The organism is Bradyrhizobium ferriligni, from assembly GCF_056837965.1.
This window is the reverse complement of sequence record NZ_JBXEJO010000009.1, coordinates 129,750-148,216: the sequence shown is the minus strand read 5'-3', so window position 1 is coordinate 148,216 and position 18,467 is coordinate 129,750. Positions and strand designations below refer to the sequence as shown.

Here is an 18,467-nt window from a genome sequence, read left to right as displayed (position 1 = left end):
ATGCAACCGGGGCCGTGGTCGGCGACATGCTGGCGCCCACCAAGGCACTTGCGACGCTGCCGGTCTCGGTTTTTGTCGTCGGCATGGCTCTGTGCACGCTGCCGGCGGGCGTTGTCGCGCAGCGCTATGGCCGGCGCACGACATTCCTGCTCGGTGCAGGCAGCGGCGTCCTCGCGGGCTTGATTGCGCTCCTCGCGGTACTCAACGCGTCATTCCCGCTCTTCTGCGCAGGGACCTTCTTTGGCGGCGTCTACGCGGCCGTGGTGCTCTCGTTTCGCTTTGCGGCGGCCGATTGCGCAGCACCCGAACGGCGTCCGCGCGCGCTCTCGGCCGTGATGGCTGGCGGTGTGTTCGCCGGTGTGATCGGTCCTCAGCTTGTGACGCACACCATGAACCTGTGGGCGCCCTATCTCTTTGCTGCGACGTTTGTCGGCCAGGGGGCGGTTGCCGCGCTCTCCGCGGTCATTCTGGCGGGCGTTGAGCTTCCTCCGCTGACTGCAACGCATCTCGACGCCGGAAGGCCGCTCGCTGTCATTGCCCGGCAGCCGCGCTTTATCCTAGCCGTGATCTGCGGGGTCGTCTCCTACCTGCTCATGAATTTCCTCATGACCGCAGCCCCGCTGGCGATGAAGCTCTGCGGGCTGCCTCAGGAATCGGCCAATCTCGGTCTGCAGTGGCACGTCATCGCGATGTACGCCCCGAGTTTCTGGACGGGCCGCCTGATCGCGCGCTTCGGCGCATCCGCGATCGTCGCGGTCGGGCTGGTGCTGATTGCGGCCGCTTCGTCGATGGGCCTGCTCGGGATCGACGTCGTGCATTTCTGGGCGACGCTGAGCCTGCTCGGAATCGGCTGGAACTTCGGCTTCATCGGCGCGTCGGCGATGGTTCTGGAGTGCCATCGCCCCGAGGAAAAAGCGCGCGTCCAGTCGCTCAATGACTTCGTGGTCTTCGGCACGATGACCGTCGGCTCCTTCCTTTCGGGCGGGCTGCTGTCGTCCTTCGGCTGGTCGACGGTCCTGATGCTGTCGTTCGTACCACTGCTCGGCGCGTTGCTGGCACTCATCGGCTTTTCAATACCGGCTCGCCGCACGACCAAGTTAGCGTCTCGAGGAGAATCCACATGAGCGTAGCGGAAACCCCGGTTCAATATATGGAGCGAACGCGCCAATATTACCGTGCTCTTGGTTACGACAACGACTATGTCTGGGCGAGCTTTGATGATGTCCCTTTCACCAAACCTGCCAAACCATCATCGGACCTGCGTATCGCACTGATCACCACGGCCAGTCCGCCGGATTTTGACGGCGTCAAACGGGTGTGGTCAGGTGTGGTTTCGCCGCCGCCCGGGAAGCTGTTTACCGACAACGTTGCTTGGGACAAGGAATCGACCCACACCAATGATCCGGGCAGCTTCTTGCCGGTAGAAGCCGCTTTCGGATTGGTCGGCGAAGGCGCCCTCATCGGACTGACCCGGCACTTTCACGGCGTGCCGACAGAATACAGCCAACGGAAAACGAACGCGGAGGACGCACCTGAAATCCTGGCACGGGTTCGAAAAGACGCGGCGGATGCTGCGATCCTTTGCCCCCTTTGCCCCGTGTGTCATCAGACCATAAGCTTGGTGGCCCGGCATCTGGAAGCGAACGGCATTCCGACGGTCATTATCGGTTCGGCGCAGGATGTCGTGGAGCACTGCGGCGTGCCACGGTTCTATTTCACGGATTTCCCGCTGGGCAATCCTTGCGGGCATCCCTGGCGACCGGACATGCAGCGCGAAATCATGCGCCAGGCGCTCGCCCTTTTTGACACGGCGACGGCGCCGCGAACGACTGTGAGAGCGCCATTTGCGTGGAAGGAGGACGGTTCCCTCTGGCGGCCCCGGTATGGAAGAGTAAATCCAGAGGATCGAGAGCGGCTGCTCAAGCTGGGTGATGAGCGCCGCCGACGGCAAGCCAAAGCCAAGCAGGTTTCCATGGAGGGAGTGTCGTCAAAATGACCGAGAGTTCGATGGGAAATCGGGTGCGCGTTCTTGAAGACCGTTACGGTAACCCCTTGAGCACAAGCTCTGCCGCCGCCCGCGACGCATATGTCGCCGGCGTCGATAAGCTGCTCGCGGCCGGCTCGGGAATTGACCAGGCATTCCGCGACGCGATCGCCGCCGACGAAGGTTTTGCTCTGGCGCACATCGCGCTTGCGCGAACCCTGCAACTGCTCGGTCGCGGCAACGAAGCCAAAGCGCCGCTCGAACGCGCGATCGCGCTGGCGCCGGCTACGACTTCGCGCGAGCAAGGTCATATTGCGATCTTTGCCAAGATCCTGAGTGGTCAAGGCGCTGCGGCGGTTTCGGCGATCGCCGAACATATGAAGCACTGGCCGCGCGATGCCATGGTGCTGGCACCGGCCACCGGTGTGTTCGGCTTGATCGGCTTCTCGGGCAAGTCCGGCCGCGAGATTGAGCAACTGGCGATGCTGGAGCGGCTTGCAACCCATTACGGCGATGACTGGTGGTTTCGAACGGTGCTCGCGTTTGCGGAAATCGAGCTGCACAGGCTCGACAGTGGTTTCAGGAATATCGAGACCGCACTTCGTGGTTGTCCCCGCAACGCTCACGCTGCGCATATCAAGGCCCATTTGTTCTATGAGAAAGGACAGCGCGAGGAGGGGCTGGCTTACCTCGAGCAATGGAACGCCGCCTACCCACGCGAGGGGCAACTGCATTGCCATATCAGTTGGCATCTTGCCCTGTGGTCGCTGGAGACCGGCAGGCGGGATCAAGCCTGGAAGATCTATCGTGAGGCGCTGCATCCGGGCGGCTCGTGGGGGCCGCAAATCAATGTCCTCACCGATTGCGCGTCGTTCCTTGCGCGCGCCGAGATGGCGGGCGAGCCGCGATATCCGGAACTGTGGAGCGAGATCAGCCGGTATGCGGCGAAGTGGTTTCCCAACTCGGGGATCATCTTTGCCGACATGCACAGCGCGCTTGCCTTTGCAATGGCTGGTGACGCGGAGGCCTTAGCTGGCATCATCGAGAACCCGAAGGGTCCCGCCGCGGACATGGTGGTGCCCATCGCGCGCGGCTTCGATGGTTTGGCCAAGGGCGACTGGACACGGGTCGTCGATGAGCTAAGTCCGGTCCTGGCAACCCATGAAAGGGTTGGAGGCAGCCGCGCCCAGCGCGACCTGCTGGAATATTCCGTGACTTGCGCCTTGCTGCGCAGTGGTCGAGCCGACGAGGCGCGGCGGCTGATCGCGTCACGACGTCCGCAGAATGCGGCGAGCGGCGTTCCGCTCGCGGGGATCTGAACCTGTCCTGGTTGAGGGACCTGCACTGGTCAAGCGATCCGAAAATGCCAAGCGGTGGGTTTTGGATGGCGCCACTCTGAGGGAGAGTAACGATGCGCATCAACGATGATCTGTCGAAGCCCGCTATCGTTCACGCCTCGAAACTGGACTGGGTGGCCAGTCCGTCGGCCGGCGTGGATCGGCGCATGCTGTTCCGCATTGGCGGTGAAGTCGCGCGCGCCACCTCGATCGTGCGCTATGCTCCCGGTAGCGCCTTCCCGCGTCATACGCATGGCGGCGGAGAAGAGATTGTCGTCCTTGAAGGTATTTTTCAGGATGAGCACGGCGACTATCCCGCGGGCAGCTACTTCCGCAACCCTCCCGGGACGTCGCATGTCCCCGCCTCGAAGGACGGCTGTACCATCTTCGTGCGGCTCTGGCAGTTCCGGGACGAGGACCGGACCCAGGTCGTGCGTCAGCCAGGTGAGGGCCAACAGGTTGCGCCGCGCCCCGGTGCAAGCAGCGTCAGCGTGCTATTTGACGACGGCCACGAGGAGGTCCGCCTTGAAGACTGGCGGCCGGGTGCAGTCATCAGCCTTGCGAACGCGCGCGGGCTCGAGTTCTTTGTTCTATCGGGGGGGCTGACGATCGGGGGCGAGACGCTGCAGCCGCAGGGCTGGGGTCGGCTACCCGCCGGCGTCGACCTGAAAGCGACGGTGGGCCCGCAGGGCGCGAAAATCTGGATCAGGGAGGCGCCGCTGCTGCATCCGGATGTTTGTCGACTTCCCGGGTAGCCGCGACAATCCTGACCGCCTCTGCGCTGAGCTCCTCGTAATGGCGAGGCTGCTTTGCATGGGGTTGTTTTCGATATTTTGGTTGGGCCGGGCCTGTTGCCGCCGGGCAGGGCTTCGAAACATCATGTTGCATTGAACCGATGTTGCGGCTACGCAATTGAGATGACGTGGAAATTTTCCGTTGCGCCCATGCTCGACTGGAGCGAGAGTTCAAGTTTATCAATCGGTTAGTGTGTGGCGTGTGCACGACGTGTGCACCCTGAGATCAAGAAAAATTTCGTCGCAGCGAATGCAGGCTTGTGGCGCATGCGTTGGATCTGCATTTTCGAGGAAAGGAGGCGGGCGAGCGCTACGATGAGCGCTTATTGGCCGAGATTTCTGCGGGGTCATTAATATCCGTTTGTGCGACTTTGATGACTGTCTTCGCGATCATTTCCGTGAGAGGGGCGCCGCGGTCCTTGACGCAGGGCGCAGCAGGGATTGCTTACGAGCAGTCATGATGCGGCGAATCTTCCTTCGGCTTCATCTCGCGGATTTGCGTGTGCAAGTAGATCGACATTTTTTCACCTCCCGAACCCCGACGGACCAAATCCACTATCCTATGGAAACCTTCTCGGTCGCCGAATAGCGATACTCCGACGTCTTCGCGGCAGCCATCTAACTCAGCACCCTTGTTCTTGACGTGTGACGGTTATTATCCTCGCCTGTTTAGCCTTGTTACCGCGGCGGTGCCCTGGTCGCTGAGGTCATCTTTCGAGATTTCAAATCTCACCCTGGGTACGCTTCTGAACGTCAGCCGGATCCAGCGGACTGACGATGAAGCGCCTAGCTCTGATGTCTCGCAAGACCCAGCGAAGTCGGATAGCCTCGTCCAAGGGCAAGCTCTCCAACTCACTCATCAGCTGGGTTGATCCTACCGTAGTGCATTCCCATGTCACGCCGCACGAGATCTGCGTTGGCTGCCGAAGGGTATGCGGCAGCCGCTTCTCTTCATTGATGCGCTGGCGAAAGCGCTCGCGCTCCCGTTCCGAGGTCGCGGTATCGATGAGATACTGGTCGTCACCGAATGCCGAGGGGCGGAACGTCAGAGGCCCGCGTTGCGCCTTTCGATGAACTGACGCTCCAAGTCGGAAAGCTGCGTTTTCAGAAGCCACCGATAATGCCGGATGTTGGTGCGGTGGGCTCGGAGTTGCTCGAGCCGCTGGTCGATCGATCTGGAGTATAGCTTCTCCATCGGGCCGTACCTTGACGACTACCGGGCTTCAGCCAGGTTATAGAGGAACATCTCGGTCCCCCCAATTATTATCTAAGCATCATCGGCAACTATCAATTGGGCGCCGGTGGCTGAGAGTGTCGTGCTCCCGATCATCCGCTGGCGAAGCAGGCATTTCACCGCCGCCGCTACGCTCATTTCCTCCAATGCGGGGAGAACGCCGATGGCTTCAAACACCGCGACTAGCCTAATCACAAAGTTAACTTGCCTCCAACCGGTTGGACCGCGATGACATTGAGGCACTTCAGCAGCTTCCGATCCAGGAGCGCCAAGTCCCGGCTCAGCACATTATTGTCGCCGATGGCAGCCGACCAAAGGAATGTTGCCTTCTCGCCGAAGGATTTGCGTACCGTGCAAAAATCACGCAGGACGGCAAGCGGCAAGTCCTCTCGTTGCACATTCCCGGCGAAATACCGGATCTGCAGAGCCTCTACCTCAACGTCATGGATCACGATTTCACGACGCCGACACTCTGCACGCATGGCTTCATCCCTCATGAAGCGATCAAGGCCTTATGCAAGCAGCGCCCGAATGTGACAGGTGCGCTTTGGCGCGAAACGCTCATTGACGCGGCGATATTTAGGGAATGGTTCGTCAATGTCGGCCGCAGGTCCGCGGACGAGCGTATGGCCCACCTTTTCGCCGAAATTCATCGTCGATTGAGGGCTGTGGGTCGAACGAGCGACGGTGGTTTCAACTTCTGAGACGATGCGCTTGGCGGTGACGTCGATCTGAAAGAGTGCGTTTTCTCGCTTGACCACGATCGACCAACGATTGGATTTGTAAGATTGGACTCGATATCGCGAACCGTCGTCACGGCCTTCTGCCAGGCCACCTCGTCGTTCAGCAGTTCCTCGCCATCGAGATCATCAAACGGATGGTCATCCGTTCCGCGAGATGCAGCAAATTGCCTAGATCACGGATGCAAAAGAGAAAGCAGACGTTGTCGACATTGCTCGCGGTCAAGTTGATCTTTTCGCATCATCTCGAACTGAGCTTGAGCCTTGATGGTGCTTTCGTTTGACCGCTTTAACTCGATCAGCAGCGCCTCCTGCTCCGCGAGTCGTTTTTCTCCCTCCACAACATCAAGTTCAATCTGCCGCAACTCGTCCATGATCGAGTCTTTGTGCATCTTAGTCCATCGCACCCGTGCAGTTACAGCCGTGTGAGCTTAACCATTTCCAAGAGCTAGCCGTTCCTTGAATTCGACCTCGCGCTGCAGGATTTTTCGGGAGGTCATGGCGGGAATAAGTTGCAATAGGAACGGCAGGATGAAACGGCGGTTTTACTCTGCCGGCGTCGACCGCTACCGTCGCCGGCGACGACCAAGGCGGAGACTTGGCTTCAGCGCCCTCGGCTGAAGCCTTTTTGGAATAGATGGAAATTCCCGAGACGGAGGGCTTGCTTAATTGTCGATAAGGGTGGCTCGGCGACAGGCCGCTTCCGTTGTTCGACAAGGCTCAGTTCGAGTTTCGCTGATCCAAGGGCCACGCTCGCTCTCGAATATTGCCTGCGCTCGTTCAAAATGATCCCAGCGCGTGTCATTGCAGCAGTTGCAGCGCGGTAGGATCATAGGTCCTCCCGCACGCCGCGAAAGAACGGATGCCGCACCTTGCCCTCGGCGGATTTGGCGCGGTACTCGATCTCGGCCAGCACCTTCGGCTCGACCCAGATCGCCTTGTGTGCAATGCGCTTGGTATAGGGCTGGGTCTTGCGGATCAGCGGTGCCAGGCGTTTGCGGAGATCGGCAGCCGAGGCCTTGTCGAAGCCGTGGTCGACCTTGCCAGCGTAGATCAGCTCGTCGCCCTTGCGTCGGCCGACATAGATGCCGTCCCATTCATCGCCGTCGAGCGCAAAGCCCGCGATGGTCAGCGTCTCGCGCAGGGCGCAGGTCTTCTTGACCCAGTCCCTGCTGCGGGCGCCGGTCGGATAGACACTGTCGGCCACCTTCGACACCACGCCCTCGTAGCCGAGCTTGCAGGCGTGGGTGAACATCTTCGGGCCGTCGACCTCGAAGCTCTCGCTGAACTGGATGGCGGTGCCGGCAATCAGCTTCTTTAGTACGGCCTTGCGCTCGACCAGCGGCAGCTTCCGGAGATCGCGGCCGTTGAGGTACAAAAGGTCGAAAGCCACCATCACGATCCTGGTCGACTTGCCACGCAGCTCGTTCTGCAACACGGAAAAGTCAGTCGTGCCGTCTGCTGAGGGAACGACGATCTCGCCGTCGATGATGGCTGATGATGCGGAAATGTGCCAGGCGTCTTGGGCAACCTTCTTGAAGCGCCTGGTCCAGTCGTTGCCGCGCCGGGTATAGATCTTCACCTCTTCATTGGCGACGTGAGTCTGGATTCGGTACCCGTCGAACTTGATCTCATGAATCCAGCGTGTGCCGCTCGGCACCTTGTCGATCGGCGATGCCAAGGCCGGAGCGATGAAGCCGGGAAAGAGCGCCTTGGTCCCGATCGGCTCGGGCTTCCTCCGCTGAAACGCCACAACACAACTCCACAAACAATAAGCTGATTCAAACTGGCGCAATCGCAATCGTTCCGACGCGGGTCGGCAAATGGAACGGTCAATCATAAACCGAGTTGGCCCTCATCGACAGGGAGGCCGGAATGGCAAAGAAAGCGAAGAAGCAGACCGCACGCGGTCGCAAGCAGGACCGTGCGCGCGTCGCCGGCGGGCAGGATTACGAAGTGCGCTATGAGGCGAAGAAGTCCGGCAAGTCGGCAGCGTCGGTGAAGAAGGCCGTCAAGAAGGTCGGCACCAGCCGCAAGCGAGTTGAGCGCCGGCTCGGGTCGGCGATGAAAAGGTCGTTAGGAACGGCATCTTCGAAGCGACGTTAGCAATGTGCCGCTCGCGGCAGAGCGGCATGGACGAGTGGAGCGTGCCTCGGTTCTTGCCCCCGAAGACCCGGGGCACATTCTCGATCAGTTTGGAGCGGCCTCAGCTGGCACCTCGCTGGGACACCGAATCGGCCTCGGCATGTCCTCTCGCTGGGGCCGTTTCGCTTCGGGGAACAAGCAGCAGTCCACGACGTTGAGTCGCCACGTGGGACTACTTGCCGGCCTCAGCACTCTCCCCGGGAGCTGGGGCCATTCTTTTTGGTCAGAGGCCGGTGTTCGCGAGTCGTAAACAGCTTCGCAAAAATCTCAGCCTGCTCTTTTGTCAGCTTCTCGGCAAACGCGCCGTTCTTTTCTATCTGGGCTGGTCCTTTGAGTTCGCTATCGTAGACCATCCAGCCGTTGCCACCCTGCCGAACGAGGAAACGTCCCCGCATCGGGCGTCCAATAAATTCCATCTTGCATCCACCATCTGCGAAATACGAGCTCGTCGATTAGCGCGAAGGATGGAGCGCCCGGCATTGAACTATGTGAATCGTGACGATCAACTTTGGACAAGCACCACTCGGCTTCCGCGGCGAACTGAAAACGGCCCCAACCGGGGGCCGCCAACCCGAACGATACGGGTTTTCCTCTGGCAGTCGGGGGGCAACCTTGGCTGACCAGAAGCGCCAATTAGACGCTGATCTCTCTCGATGGTTCCTTGCTGACGCGCATATTCGGGAAAAGGTGGCAATTGGACAGTTGCAAGGCTTAATGCCTTGTCGCGCGGGGAATGAAGTCGAGCCAGCCCCCGCCTTAAGAGCGAGCCAGATTGGCAGGTCGCCTGCCTTCGGGATGCTTGTCGATTGTCCGCTTCGCTGCAGCGATCGCTTCCTGAGTACGTTGATAGGTCATTGTTCTGATGGTTTGGCCGCCGGCGATCGGCGTGACTTCGACTAAGAACCCGCCGCCGGGTTGCTCGATAATCACCAATCGGTACGCTAGATATTCAAGTTCGTCCGTCACGTTAGTGATCTCGTTCTGGATTTCGGAACAAGCGGGCACGGCCTGGAATGTTCCAATGGTGAGGTGGGACTTCCGGGCGCAGCGGTGGGCACCGGTTCGGCGATCCAGTTTGGCCCCTGCATGATTCGGCTGCTGGGGCTTTTTTTATGGGTAGGAACGGAGCGCTTGCGGATGCATTGGTCGCCCTGTTCGGTGCCGCACCGCTACCGGCACTGAGACGCCCAGCTAAACACTGGCCTCAGCTTCACAGCTGGGGCCGCTTCTTTTGAGAAGCCATTGCTGAGGCCGCCACATCCTAGAAGGCGATGAAGAAAAGGCCCATAAGCAGCAGAGCGAGCAAAACAGACACCCCGGCTGCCATCTTTAGCGCCGCACTTGGCTCCGACGATTGGTTCATGTTTTCTCATCTTCTTTCGGGAATGGCTCTTGCGTTTTACGCCCGAGGAAGGTGTCAGGCATCGGCTGATTGAGCAGCTCAACCGCCCTTGCGACGAGTTCGCGAACGAATGTGGTTTGCTTGATGATCCGGGTGGCTTCATCGCATAAGCGATGAACAGTCTGGAACGGCATCGCCGCGCTCCCTTGCTTGTGCAGGCGGGAGCGCACTCAGTCTCTCAGCCGCCGACGCCTACGGCAGAGCCTTGGCCGGTGATGGCGATATAACGCATCAAAGTAACATAGGTTGCTAGGAACCGGAGCCAGGAGCAGCGAGTACTCAAAGAAATCGGCCCCGGCGTCGTGGATAAGCGCTGAGGCCGTTAGTGTCCCACTCCATATCTTGGTCAGCTAACGTCGCTGATTGCCGCTCGTTCCCGAAATGAAAACGGCCCAGCAGGTGGAATCTACGCTGGGGCCGCGTCAACGTCATTCCGTGAGGGACTGGCAGGTTATTCGATGAGGAGCCAGCCGACGCTGACTATTAGACCGAAAAAAGACATTCCCGCGAAACTAAGAAGCGCGTACGCGATGTGGTCCATTTGGCTGAACTTACACATGCTCGAAGAAATGCCCCGGAAAGCCTCACCTGCATTTGCATAGGCAAGGCAGTGAGCGGTCCTAATTCGCTGCTGCGCGGATGAAGAAAACGGCCCGGCGCCGTGCCGGGGCTAACAGGACCAAATGCGCCGAAGCCGTTCTCCGCGCCCACCCAAGGGCGCTATGCACGGTAACGGGAAAAAATGGCAATGGAGAACTGCGATAGCGGACTACTCCAAAGGTGCCCCAAATCATTGCTGCGAGTGTCCTAGCGAGGACGGCACCGCAAAAAGAGGCCCCAGCACCCTGGGGGCCATAGAGGCTGGTGCTGGGGCCGTTGTGCGACGCTGCGAGATTCGCGTCGTCCGCACCCATCATGGTGCTGGCCGGCCATCACGGCAAGCCAAGTAAAGCGTCAACAGAGTTGCCGTACACGCCTGAGCGGCCAACCAATCCTCCCTATCCGGTCCGCGCGCGACGACAGGCGGCCTCGTCACACAAGAATGCTCGTCATCAGCGCTGCAAGCATTGTGGCGCTAAAGATCGCGATGCCGAGACAGACGCGCGCGGCCGTCGAGTAGGAGTCGATTCGCGGTTGGTTCATCATGGTGCGCGCCCCCTAGATCGGCGCCCGCGAACCTAGGGACATCAGCCACTCCGTCAGATGGGCAGCTGCTTCGTCTTCCCGGGCCCTCCTAAGCAGGGCCTCTTTCATGGCTGATTGAGGCAGCGCCTTGGCCTTCGAGCGCAGGCGCATGGCCTCGTCGGCTAACCGTTCTTCCAGTGACTGGGTTTGCTTGAAACGACGCCGCTTGATGGTCATGGCGTTGCTCCCTGCTGGTGTTGGGCGGGAGCGTTAACCGGGGCGTTCTCATCACCGATAGATACCACTTGCCGTGCAGTGACGTTCCGTTAACGAATGGAAAGGTGCGTCGTTCCGACGCCCTGCCGGAACTCCGCTCACGCACGGAGAAGACCGGACCAGCACCGGTCGATCTTGAGGGGAATTAGGACACCTGATGCCGGCGGACTTCTCCGAGCATCATGTTGAGCGTCAGGACGTGCTCGGCGGCAAGTTGTCGCTGAATTATGCTAGCCGCCCATCCTTCCGGGATTTCGTCCAGCACTCGATCAACCGCTTCGTCGCGCGAGGTCGCAGCGAGCCAGATTTGGACATCGCCCTCATCGGTCGTCACTCGGACTAGATGAACCTCGGTCGCCTGTTGCATGAGCAATAAACGGCATCGAGAGAATCGTTTCAAGAATCTTCGCTTAAGTTAAGCCTGGAACCGAAATTAGGGCGCTATCGCTGACATGCCTACTTTAATGCGGACACTAAGGCCGTGGTGCAAGCTCCCCTTTATGTTCAGGCTCAGTCACCACGACGGTGTCGAGTACAGCTTCATGGCGTTGGCGGCGATATCGTTCGTAGCGCTCATCGTAGGCGTGGGCGCTCTGTTGATCTGAGCCTGTCATCTCATGGATTGATCCAACCGCCTTGGCCTCAGCGTGTACCCCCTCGCTGGGGCCATTCTTTATGTCGGCGCGGCTAGGCGAACAGGTCTTTTCCCGGCTGCAGCATCCTCACGAACGTCCCGCTTTCGTGGTACTCGAGCCACCCCTGATCCTTGGCGTACTGCAAGCCGGCCCAATATTCAGCGGGCGTGGCCTTGTCCTGGTAGATCGTCGGATAGTTGATCTTCTCGATGTAGACCCTCCCGTCCTGGATCGGCTCGAATGCGCGAGCGTGCTCCATGATCCGGCGGGCGGCTTTCTCAGGGTCGGAGTAGGGGCGATCAGCCACGTATTTCATTTCTCATCTTGGGTTGCTTGGGCAGCAAGGAGGCGATTCTCCATTCATTATAGTCGTAGAGCCCAGCCCAGTGATGAACAAGCTTTCCGCATTGCCAGCATGCGAACGTCCCGGACGTATTGGTCTCAGTTGCGCTGCGTTCCTGGGTCGCCGAATAGACGATGCCGCAGCCAATACAGGTAAAATGAACGGTGACGGGAGGCGTCATAATGCCTCCTAACAATCAAGTTCAGTTAGCGTTCCTCAGATCGGCCGAACCGCCCTTTAGCCGCGCCTCTTGGGATCATACTGGCGCGGCTTCTCCGTGGCCGCCCAGCGGCCGTGGTCCTTCATCTTTCATCGTCGAATTCCATCGCGCCTTTGCGCAGCGTAGATGTGAGGGGTGTGAATCTGGTTTTCGGCCGGACGGTGGCTATCAAACGTCGCGCCGCATGGACAGCGCATCAGCGACGATGGCTGTTGAGAAGGCAGCTTTTCGCCGCGGTCCCACATGGCCTGTTTGCGCGCGATCCAGTCGCGATGATCGCGCCAAGCCTGGAAGTTCGCCTCGGTCAGCGTCGGCAGCAACTTGCCCATGCCGCCTCGAACCCCGCGCGCGCCTCGTCGAACGTGCGACTGGGCCGCAGGTCGACCCGCAGCCGGGATAGAAGCCGTATTTCCATTCCCATTGGTCGGCGTAGTTCGGCACGCCGGCCCGCTGCCCGATCGACCCGACGCGGACGTCGCCATGGAAGATGTCCCATTTCTCTCGGGCAGCTTCCTTGTCGCGCCGGCGCGTGAGCTCGGTCACGTCGCATCTCCGATCGGGCAGCGCTGCCACAGCTGCAGCAACTCCGCGGCCGCGCGCTTGCCCGCCGTGCTGCACTTCACGCAGCGCAGGCGACCGGCGAGATGGTGCACCCTGGTGGTCGGAACGTGGCGCAGTGCGGCCAGGTCGACCGCGCGCGGTGTCTTGCATCGCAAGCATTTATCTCGAGCCACGGATAGCCGGCATTGATAGCCTGGTCGATCGAGGGTGACGGGTCGACCGGCCACGCCACTGGTATGGCCGCCTGATGGTCGGTCTGCCATTGCTTGCCTTCATACTTTATGCTGAAACGCGCTGGACGAAACTAGCCCAGCGCGGCATTCTTGCTTCAATCAGCCGACGCGGTTTTGCTGCTCGTGAAGCCTAGCAGGCAATTGATGCTGGCGAGGTTCGATTTGACCAATCATTTTGACGAAATGGCTACTGTGGTGGATTGGCTCGACTGCTGCCGGAGCCACGACCTCGAGGCGCTGCTCGACCTTTATGCCGATCAAGCTCGGCTCGAGTGTGCCTGCGAGGGCAGTCGGATCAGCGGCCGTTCCGCGCTGGCGGATTATTGGCGGCCGAAGCTGTCTACGGTGGCCGCGGATGCCTTCGGGCTCGAGGAGATCACGCCGCAGGACGACGGGGTGGTGCTGGATTATCTGAGCTATGAAGGCAAGCGGGTTCGGATCATGTTTGTATTCGATGCCCTTGGCAAGATTTCGCATATGCGGTGCGCCCCGTCCTCGCGGTGATGACGCGTCCTCATCGCGCAACATGGTTCTGGAGTGGAATTCGGCAACGCACGATGGTCTGGCCTTGCTCGCGGACGAGCTGCAGCGTTCCGTCGAGCGCGCGCACCCGTTCGTGCATGCCGGTCAGGCCTCTCCCAAAGGTCAGGTCCGGCGGCAGGCCAATGCCGTCGTCCGAAATCTCGAGCTGGATTTGATCGCCGTTGACGGTCGCCGCGACGCCCATCGTGGTCGCGTGAGCGTGCCGGAGCGCATTAGTCACTCCCTCCTGGATAACGCGGTACGCGGTTTGCGAGAGCAGGGCATCGAGCTCATCCAGACGATCGTAGAGCCGGGATGTCACGCGGAGGCCGGGCGCTTGGGATCGGGCGTTTCGCAACAACGTCTGTACGCTTGCGGCTAGTCCAAGATCCGCAACATAAAGCGGGCTCAGTCCCTCCAGGACGCGCCTGTTAGCCTGTTGCAAGGCTTCGGCTGCGCTGAGGATGCCGTGCGCCGGCGAACCCGGCTCGGGCGGGCCCTCCGCCTCGGGATCCGACAGCGCGGTAGCGTTGGCGCGGATCGCGAATAGAAGCGGGCCCATCTCGTCATGTAGCTCCCGGGCGAGCTCGCGGCGCTCCTCGTCCTGCACGGCGACGATCTTGCGCAGCAGGTTCCGATTGTCTTGGCTAAGCTGCCTCAGCGTTACTGCAAGCTGATTGGCTTCCGCACAGCTCTTGCGGATCTCCGGAGGGCCGGCCAGCGGAATGGCGGCATCGTAATCGCCGTTTCGCATCCGGGTCAGTCCGGCACCGAGCTGAGCCAGCGGCCGAAGCGCCGCGCCGGTCGTGAAATAGGCGCTCAGCGCGGCGAGCAGCATCAGCGCCGAGCTCGACGAGACGATCGCAACGAAGCCCGCCCATTTTTCCTCGATGTCCGGCGACAGATCGGGACTAAAGACGATGTCCCCGACATGCGTCGCCCCGATCCTGATCGGATGCGTGGAGCCGAGCTCCGGAACCTCGAGCAGGGCAGTGAACCACGCGGGAATGTTGCCGTGGTGGCGGTCCGCCGCGTTGCGCTGCGGCCGCGTTCCAGGCGGCACGAATGCGATGGTCTCGGACCTCCCGAGCTTGTCCGCGAATGCGTCGAGGGTTTGCGGCGGGTTGCCGGCGACTGCGAGCGCGGCATTCAGCGCATTGGCCACCCGCTCGGCGGAGCGCGCGGCCTGGGCGTTCTCATTCTCGAACTGCTCGGGGGAGACGATCTGCAGGGCGAGGCCGCCGAGCAGCAAGGCGCCGATCACCATCGCGGCCATCGGCAGCAACAGCCGGGCGCGAAGGGAGAGGTGGTTCCAGAATCTGTTCCAGAGTCTTGCCACGTCGGGCTCCGTTCAGGCGATTCTTCTCTTTCAATTTCCGCGCGAAGTTCTATCAAAGGCAGGGGAGAGAATGATGCACGATACGTCCAAATCGTCCATGAGGGTATTGATCGTCGACGATCACCCGGTGGTGGTGTCGGGCTGCCGGTCCCTGTTTGCTTCCGACAAGACGGTGAAGATCGAGGAGGCCGCCGATGCCAAGACCGGCCTGCGCGCCTTTACCCAGAAGCGGCCGGACGTGACCGTGATCGACATCAAGCTTCCCGATGTCTCCGGATTCGAGCTGCTGCGCAGGATCCGCAAGGACGACCCGGACGCCCGGATCATCATGTTCAGCATGAACGACGATCCCGCCTTCGTGGTGCGGGCGGTGGAGTTGGGGGCGCAAGGCTATCTCTCCAAGGGCGACGATCCGCGCCTGTTCGTCAAGGCAGTGCGCAAGGTCGCGGCAGGCGAGCGGTTCATTTCGCCGCATCTCGCGGAGGCGATCGCGTTCGCCGGCGCTGCGATCAAGGCCAACCCCGCCTCGCAGATGTCGGCGCGGGAGCTGGAGATCCTGCGGCTGCTCGGCCGCGGCGACAAGATCGTCGAAGTCGCATCAGCGCTCGGCATCTCCTACAAGACTGTCGCCAATACCACGTCGCTGCTCAAGCAGAAGCTCGGCGCGAGGAACCACTCCGACCTGGTGCGGATCGCCGTCGAAATGGAACTCGGTTGAGTTTTGCGTGAATTGAACCGGCCGCGTGTGGTGACGCGGCCAGTCCTTCATTGCCGTACACCAGGCCGCATACATCGGGGCAAATGGAAGCGACGAATGCACCGGTGCTGCATCTTCAAGCAAAAGATTCACTCACCAGCTCGGGAACGACCAGCCCTGCCATTCCGGCTCGCGATAGCTTGCGATGCGCTGACCGCGCTGTGCAAGTCGCTGGCGTCTCTCGTGCTGCGCCTGTCGGGTGAGCTTTGCGTGCCGCGCGCTGCGCACGGGGCGCGCCGGCGACGTTGCCAGCGAGGCATCAACCTGCGCAACCGTCGCGGGCGGCGTGGTGGGGACCGGCGCTGCGACAGCCGCCGAGGCCGTAGGGGCCGGCGCTGCGGCAGGGAGCGGGGCGTTCGTGTCCATGCGTATCGCCTCCGGCCATTTGTGCTGCGAGCGAATGCGGATGATCGTGCGATCGATGTCGTTGCGAGCGACGGTGGCTGGCGACGGGACTGAAAAATACCAGTCGGTGAGAAACAGCAGGCCGAGCAGCGTCGCGCCTGTAAACAGAAAGTACCGGACCAGAGGCATCAACAACCTTCACCGCAAATCCCGGACCGCACGTCGGCACCGGCGCCGATCAACGGGAAAAGATGGCAAACGTTCCTCGCCGATCGCGTGCGCTGAAAAATGAAGCCGCCCACAGGCGGCCTCATCATGTCGTCGGTGCGCTCACCAGGTCACCCAGTTGCCGCTGCGCCAGTAGCCGCGCCCTTCGTGCTCGCGGAAGGTGTATCGTTCGCGTGGTCCCCAGCGCCAACTGTCCTCGTGAACGACGACGCGGGATTCGCGCGGATAAGCATAGGTCTCATGGGTATGCCAGCATACTCGTCCAGAGCACGCGATCGCCGCGGATGCGCTGATCGCGGACGCGGCCAGGAAGCCTGCGCCAAGGATTGCGTCCGCGACCGTCTTGCCGAGCAGTCTCATCTCTTATCTCCTCAGGTTGGAACCATTACCCCCGCGCCAACATCCCGCTTTTGCGACCGTTCCTTTTTGTCAGGAAAAATATGCAAATGGGCGGGAACGGTTTGCCTGGGCGGCGGTTGATGACTTGCTTAACGGCACACAATCAACTTCCCCAAAGGCTCCGGCGCGGTTCCCCGGCTGCGCCGGAGCACAATTAATGTGCCGGGGCGCGGCGAGCAAGAAAGCGCGCCGACCGCGCGTTTGGCGCGCAAGGGGACGTTGATCAAGCAACTCAACCGGCTGCGCCGTCTCAAACCGCACAATGGCCGCCGGGCCTGAACCGGGCTGAGGCGTATTGCCTGGGTTAGAACGGAGCGCGCACTTGCTGCGCGGCGGGCATCGCCGGATTCTTTGCCGCTCTCGACTGCACGAACAGGCTCGATGTCACGATCAGTGCAAGCGAGAACAATGCCACCACCGACATGCATGCGACCTGATCGCCAGCGCCCATCTCAGCCACTCCGAGTTTGCCTCGGACGGTGAACGTGGCAGAAACCGGTTCGTTCCTGAGGTCGGGAAAAACCGGCAACATGCGGGGCGACCGCCGCCAACGCGGGTCGCGACCGGCTGATGCAACCCGGCATGGCCGTATGCGGTAGCTTCGATTATACCGTGATTGGATTGGCACAGCTTGGCAAGATCGGGCGGGGGTCTTCGTGTGACGAGCGAGCGTGTCGAACGACAATTGGCTGCAGTGCTGGCGGTTGACGTCGCTGGCTATAACCGCCTCATGAGCGTTGACGAACTAGGGACCCTCGAAGGCCTCAAGACGGTTCGGGGCGAGGTTGTCGACCCAGCCATCGCACGCCATAACGGACGGATCGTCAAAACCACGGGCGACGGAATGCTCGTGTAGTTTGCGGTAGATGACGTCACCTGCGCAACGGCCATTCAAGCTGAGATGGCGGTGAACAAGGGTAGGCCATCGTGGAATTACCTTCCGGATAGGCATCAATATCGGCGATGTCATCATCGATGGGGGACATATTCGGCGATGGCGTCAACATCGCATCGTCACCTGCACTAGCGATTGCGAAACCCTCAACCGAAACGTATCGTTACCGCTTCCTGACAAACCGTCGATCGCAATGCCTCCGTTCCAGAACTTGAGCAGCGATCCCGAACAGGAATACTTTGCGGATGGGATGGTCGTGCGAAATCAGCTCTTCCAAATTTTTTCAAATCGGTGAATGTTCTTGTACAGCGCCTGCAACCTGCTCAGTCAGCACGGGCGATCCGACGACCGTGTTACGTGTGATCCTCCAGATGCACCGAGCGTGGCGACCTACAAAGAGCCCACCGGTCCGGCCGAGCCTGCGTTCGCTGGCAATTGAATGACGCGCAGGTGGCGGCCGTCTCGACACTATATGCGCAACCACTGGGCCAGCCCTTGGCGGTCGCGCACTGCAGCCGGCCCGATACTCGGCCGGCGTGGCTTTATCCTGGTAGAGCACGGGATAGTTGATCTTCTAGATGTAGATCCAGCCATCCTGGATCGGCTTAAAGGCGCGGGCGTGCTGCATGATTGGCCGCGCGGCTGTCTCGGGGCGCAGCAGCGGGCGGTCGCCGAAGTACCTCATCGCTTGTCATCTACATGAATTTGGCGAGAGCTCGGCAACCTTTGGAGGCCAAGGAGGCAGTTGCCGGGGCCCTCTATGTGGCTAATTCAAATACCAGCCGACTCGCGAATGAGAAGCCGCCATCTATATGGAAGCACCGCAATCGCAGCAATCGGGCGAAGCCCCAACGCGACGATGCCTTTGGGGATGAATATTTCTCGGCGATAGCACATCACAACAGTGCGCGATCATTACAGATTACATCACCAAAGCCGCCGTACTTCTCCCG

General features: G+C 60.7%; 21 protein-coding genes and 2 pseudogenes. 10 read left to right on the top strand and 13 right to left on the bottom strand.

What is annotated here, in order from left to right; all coding sequences use genetic code 11:
- The 5 genes from AC1VNY_RS07660 to AC1VNY_RS07640 form a co-directional block, all read left to right on the top strand.
- On the top strand, positions 1-1,124 hold a 1,124-nt coding region (locus AC1VNY_RS07660), incomplete at its 5' end, for an MFS transporter (protein ID WP_482404723.1).
- Positions 1,121-1,996, top strand: coding sequence for a glycine reductase (locus AC1VNY_RS07655; protein WP_482404722.1), 876 nt, complete (start codon positions 1,121-1,123; stop codon positions 1,994-1,996). The genes AC1VNY_RS07660 and AC1VNY_RS07655, both read left to right, overlap by 4 nt.
- Positions 1,993-3,303, top strand: coding sequence for a tetratricopeptide repeat protein (locus AC1VNY_RS07650; RefSeq protein ID WP_482404721.1), 1,311 nt, complete (start codon positions 1,993-1,995; stop codon positions 3,301-3,303). The genes AC1VNY_RS07655 and AC1VNY_RS07650 overlap by 4 nt, the downstream gene beginning before the upstream one ends.
- A gap of 92 nt (positions 3,304-3,395) precedes the next feature.
- Positions 3,396-4,076: a cupin domain-containing protein gene (locus tag AC1VNY_RS07645; protein WP_482404720.1), complete on the top strand. Its 681-nt coding sequence runs from the start codon at positions 3,396-3,398 to the stop codon at positions 4,074-4,076.
- A gap of 1,491 nt (positions 4,077-5,567) precedes the next feature.
- Positions 5,568-6,053 (top strand): Crp/Fnr family transcriptional regulator, encoded by a 486-nt coding sequence (locus tag AC1VNY_RS07640; protein ID WP_482404719.1) that lies wholly within the window; start codon positions 5,568-5,570, stop codon positions 6,051-6,053.
- Between the two features lie 212 nt (positions 6,054-6,265).
- Here AC1VNY_RS07640 and AC1VNY_RS07635 read toward each other — a convergent pair whose 3' ends face one another.
- Together AC1VNY_RS07635 and ligD are read right to left on the bottom strand one after the other, a co-directional pair.
- Positions 6,266-6,463, bottom strand: coding sequence for a hypothetical protein (locus AC1VNY_RS07635; protein ID WP_482404718.1), 198 nt, complete (start codon positions 6,461-6,463; stop codon positions 6,266-6,268).
- A 455-nt stretch (positions 6,464-6,918) separates the two neighbouring features.
- Positions 6,919-7,842 (bottom strand): non-homologous end-joining DNA ligase, encoded by a 924-nt coding sequence (gene ligD, locus AC1VNY_RS07630; protein WP_482404717.1) that lies wholly within the window; start codon positions 7,840-7,842, stop codon positions 6,919-6,921.
- Positions 7,843-7,964: 122 nt separating this feature from the next.
- On the opposite strand from ligD, the gene AC1VNY_RS07625 reads away from it, so the two are divergent.
- Entirely contained in the window at positions 7,965-8,195 is a 231-nt protein-coding gene (locus AC1VNY_RS07625) for a DUF3606 domain-containing protein (RefSeq protein WP_482404716.1), read from the top strand.
- Between the two features lie 224 nt (positions 8,196-8,419).
- Here AC1VNY_RS07625 and AC1VNY_RS07620 read toward each other — a convergent pair whose 3' ends face one another.
- The 4 genes from AC1VNY_RS07620 to AC1VNY_RS07605 form a co-directional block, all read right to left on the bottom strand.
- Positions 8,420-8,650 (bottom strand): hypothetical protein, encoded by a 231-nt coding sequence (locus tag AC1VNY_RS07620; protein WP_482404715.1) that lies wholly within the window; start codon positions 8,648-8,650, stop codon positions 8,420-8,422.
- A gap of 340 nt (positions 8,651-8,990) precedes the next feature.
- Positions 8,991-9,200: a hypothetical protein gene (locus tag AC1VNY_RS07615; RefSeq protein WP_482404714.1), complete on the bottom strand. Its 210-nt coding sequence runs from the start codon at positions 9,198-9,200 to the stop codon at positions 8,991-8,993.
- A gap of 393 nt (positions 9,201-9,593) precedes the next feature.
- The gene (locus AC1VNY_RS07610) at positions 9,594-9,770 is read right to left on the bottom strand and encodes a hypothetical protein (RefSeq protein WP_482404713.1); all 177 of its coding nucleotides are present in this window, start codon (positions 9,768-9,770) and stop codon (positions 9,594-9,596) included.
- Between the two features lie 1,024 nt (positions 9,771-10,794).
- Positions 10,795-10,998 (bottom strand): hypothetical protein, encoded by a 204-nt coding sequence (locus AC1VNY_RS07605; protein WP_482404712.1) that lies wholly within the window; start codon positions 10,996-10,998, stop codon positions 10,795-10,797.
- 196 nt (positions 10,999-11,194) lie between these two features.
- On the opposite strand from AC1VNY_RS07605, the gene AC1VNY_RS07600 reads away from it, so the two are divergent.
- Positions 11,195-11,380, top strand: coding sequence for a hypothetical protein (locus tag AC1VNY_RS07600; RefSeq protein WP_482404711.1), 186 nt, complete (start codon positions 11,195-11,197; stop codon positions 11,378-11,380).
- Between the two features lie 344 nt (positions 11,381-11,724).
- Here the strand turns inward: AC1VNY_RS07600 and AC1VNY_RS07595 are convergent, their stop codons facing one another.
- The 3 genes and pseudogenes from AC1VNY_RS07595 to AC1VNY_RS07585 all read right to left on the bottom strand — a co-directional run.
- Positions 11,725-11,988, bottom strand: coding sequence for a hypothetical protein (locus tag AC1VNY_RS07595; protein WP_482404710.1), 264 nt, complete (start codon positions 11,986-11,988; stop codon positions 11,725-11,727).
- Between the two features lie 336 nt (positions 11,989-12,324).
- Positions 12,325-12,564, bottom strand: coding sequence for a hypothetical protein (locus AC1VNY_RS07590; protein WP_482404709.1), 240 nt, complete (start codon positions 12,562-12,564; stop codon positions 12,325-12,327).
- A 210-nt stretch (positions 12,565-12,774) separates the two neighbouring features.
- Positions 12,775-13,019: pseudogene (locus AC1VNY_RS07585) on the bottom strand (hypothetical protein); the annotation flags it as partial.
- A gap of 154 nt (positions 13,020-13,173) precedes the next feature.
- Here AC1VNY_RS07585 and AC1VNY_RS07580 point away from each other — a divergent pair.
- Positions 13,174-13,533: a nuclear transport factor 2 family protein gene (locus tag AC1VNY_RS07580; RefSeq protein ID WP_482404708.1), complete on the top strand. Its 360-nt coding sequence runs from the start codon at positions 13,174-13,176 to the stop codon at positions 13,531-13,533.
- 10 nt (positions 13,534-13,543) lie between these two features.
- Here the strand turns inward: AC1VNY_RS07580 and AC1VNY_RS07575 are convergent, their stop codons facing one another.
- Positions 13,544-14,890, bottom strand: a complete 1,347-nt coding sequence (locus AC1VNY_RS07575; protein ID WP_482404707.1) for an ATP-binding protein — start codon at positions 14,888-14,890, stop codon at positions 13,544-13,546.
- Between the two features lie 73 nt (positions 14,891-14,963).
- Here AC1VNY_RS07575 and AC1VNY_RS07570 point away from each other — a divergent pair, with 73 nt between their 5' ends.
- A complete protein-coding gene (locus AC1VNY_RS07570; protein ID WP_482404706.1) occupies positions 14,964-15,608 on the top strand; it encodes a response regulator transcription factor in 645 nt (214 codons plus the stop codon).
- Between the two features lie 132 nt (positions 15,609-15,740).
- Here the strand turns inward: AC1VNY_RS07570 and AC1VNY_RS07565 are convergent, their stop codons facing one another.
- From AC1VNY_RS07565 to AC1VNY_RS07555, 3 genes are all read right to left on the bottom strand, one after another.
- Entirely contained in the window at positions 15,741-16,181 is a 441-nt protein-coding gene (locus tag AC1VNY_RS07565) for a hypothetical protein (RefSeq protein WP_482404705.1), read from the bottom strand.
- Positions 16,182-16,322: 141 nt separating this feature from the next.
- Entirely contained in the window at positions 16,323-16,580 is a 258-nt protein-coding gene (locus AC1VNY_RS07560; protein WP_482404704.1) for a hypothetical protein, read from the bottom strand.
- 343 nt (positions 16,581-16,923) lie between these two features.
- Complete coding sequence (locus AC1VNY_RS07555; RefSeq protein WP_482404703.1) at positions 16,924-17,151, bottom strand: hypothetical protein; 228 nt, start codon at positions 17,149-17,151, stop codon at positions 16,924-16,926.
- Positions 17,152-17,349: 198 nt separating this feature from the next.
- Here AC1VNY_RS07555 and AC1VNY_RS07550 point away from each other — a divergent pair.
- Positions 17,350-17,767: pseudogene (locus AC1VNY_RS07550) on the top strand (adenylate/guanylate cyclase domain-containing protein); the annotation flags it as partial.
- Positions 17,768-18,467: the final 700 nt, after the last annotated feature.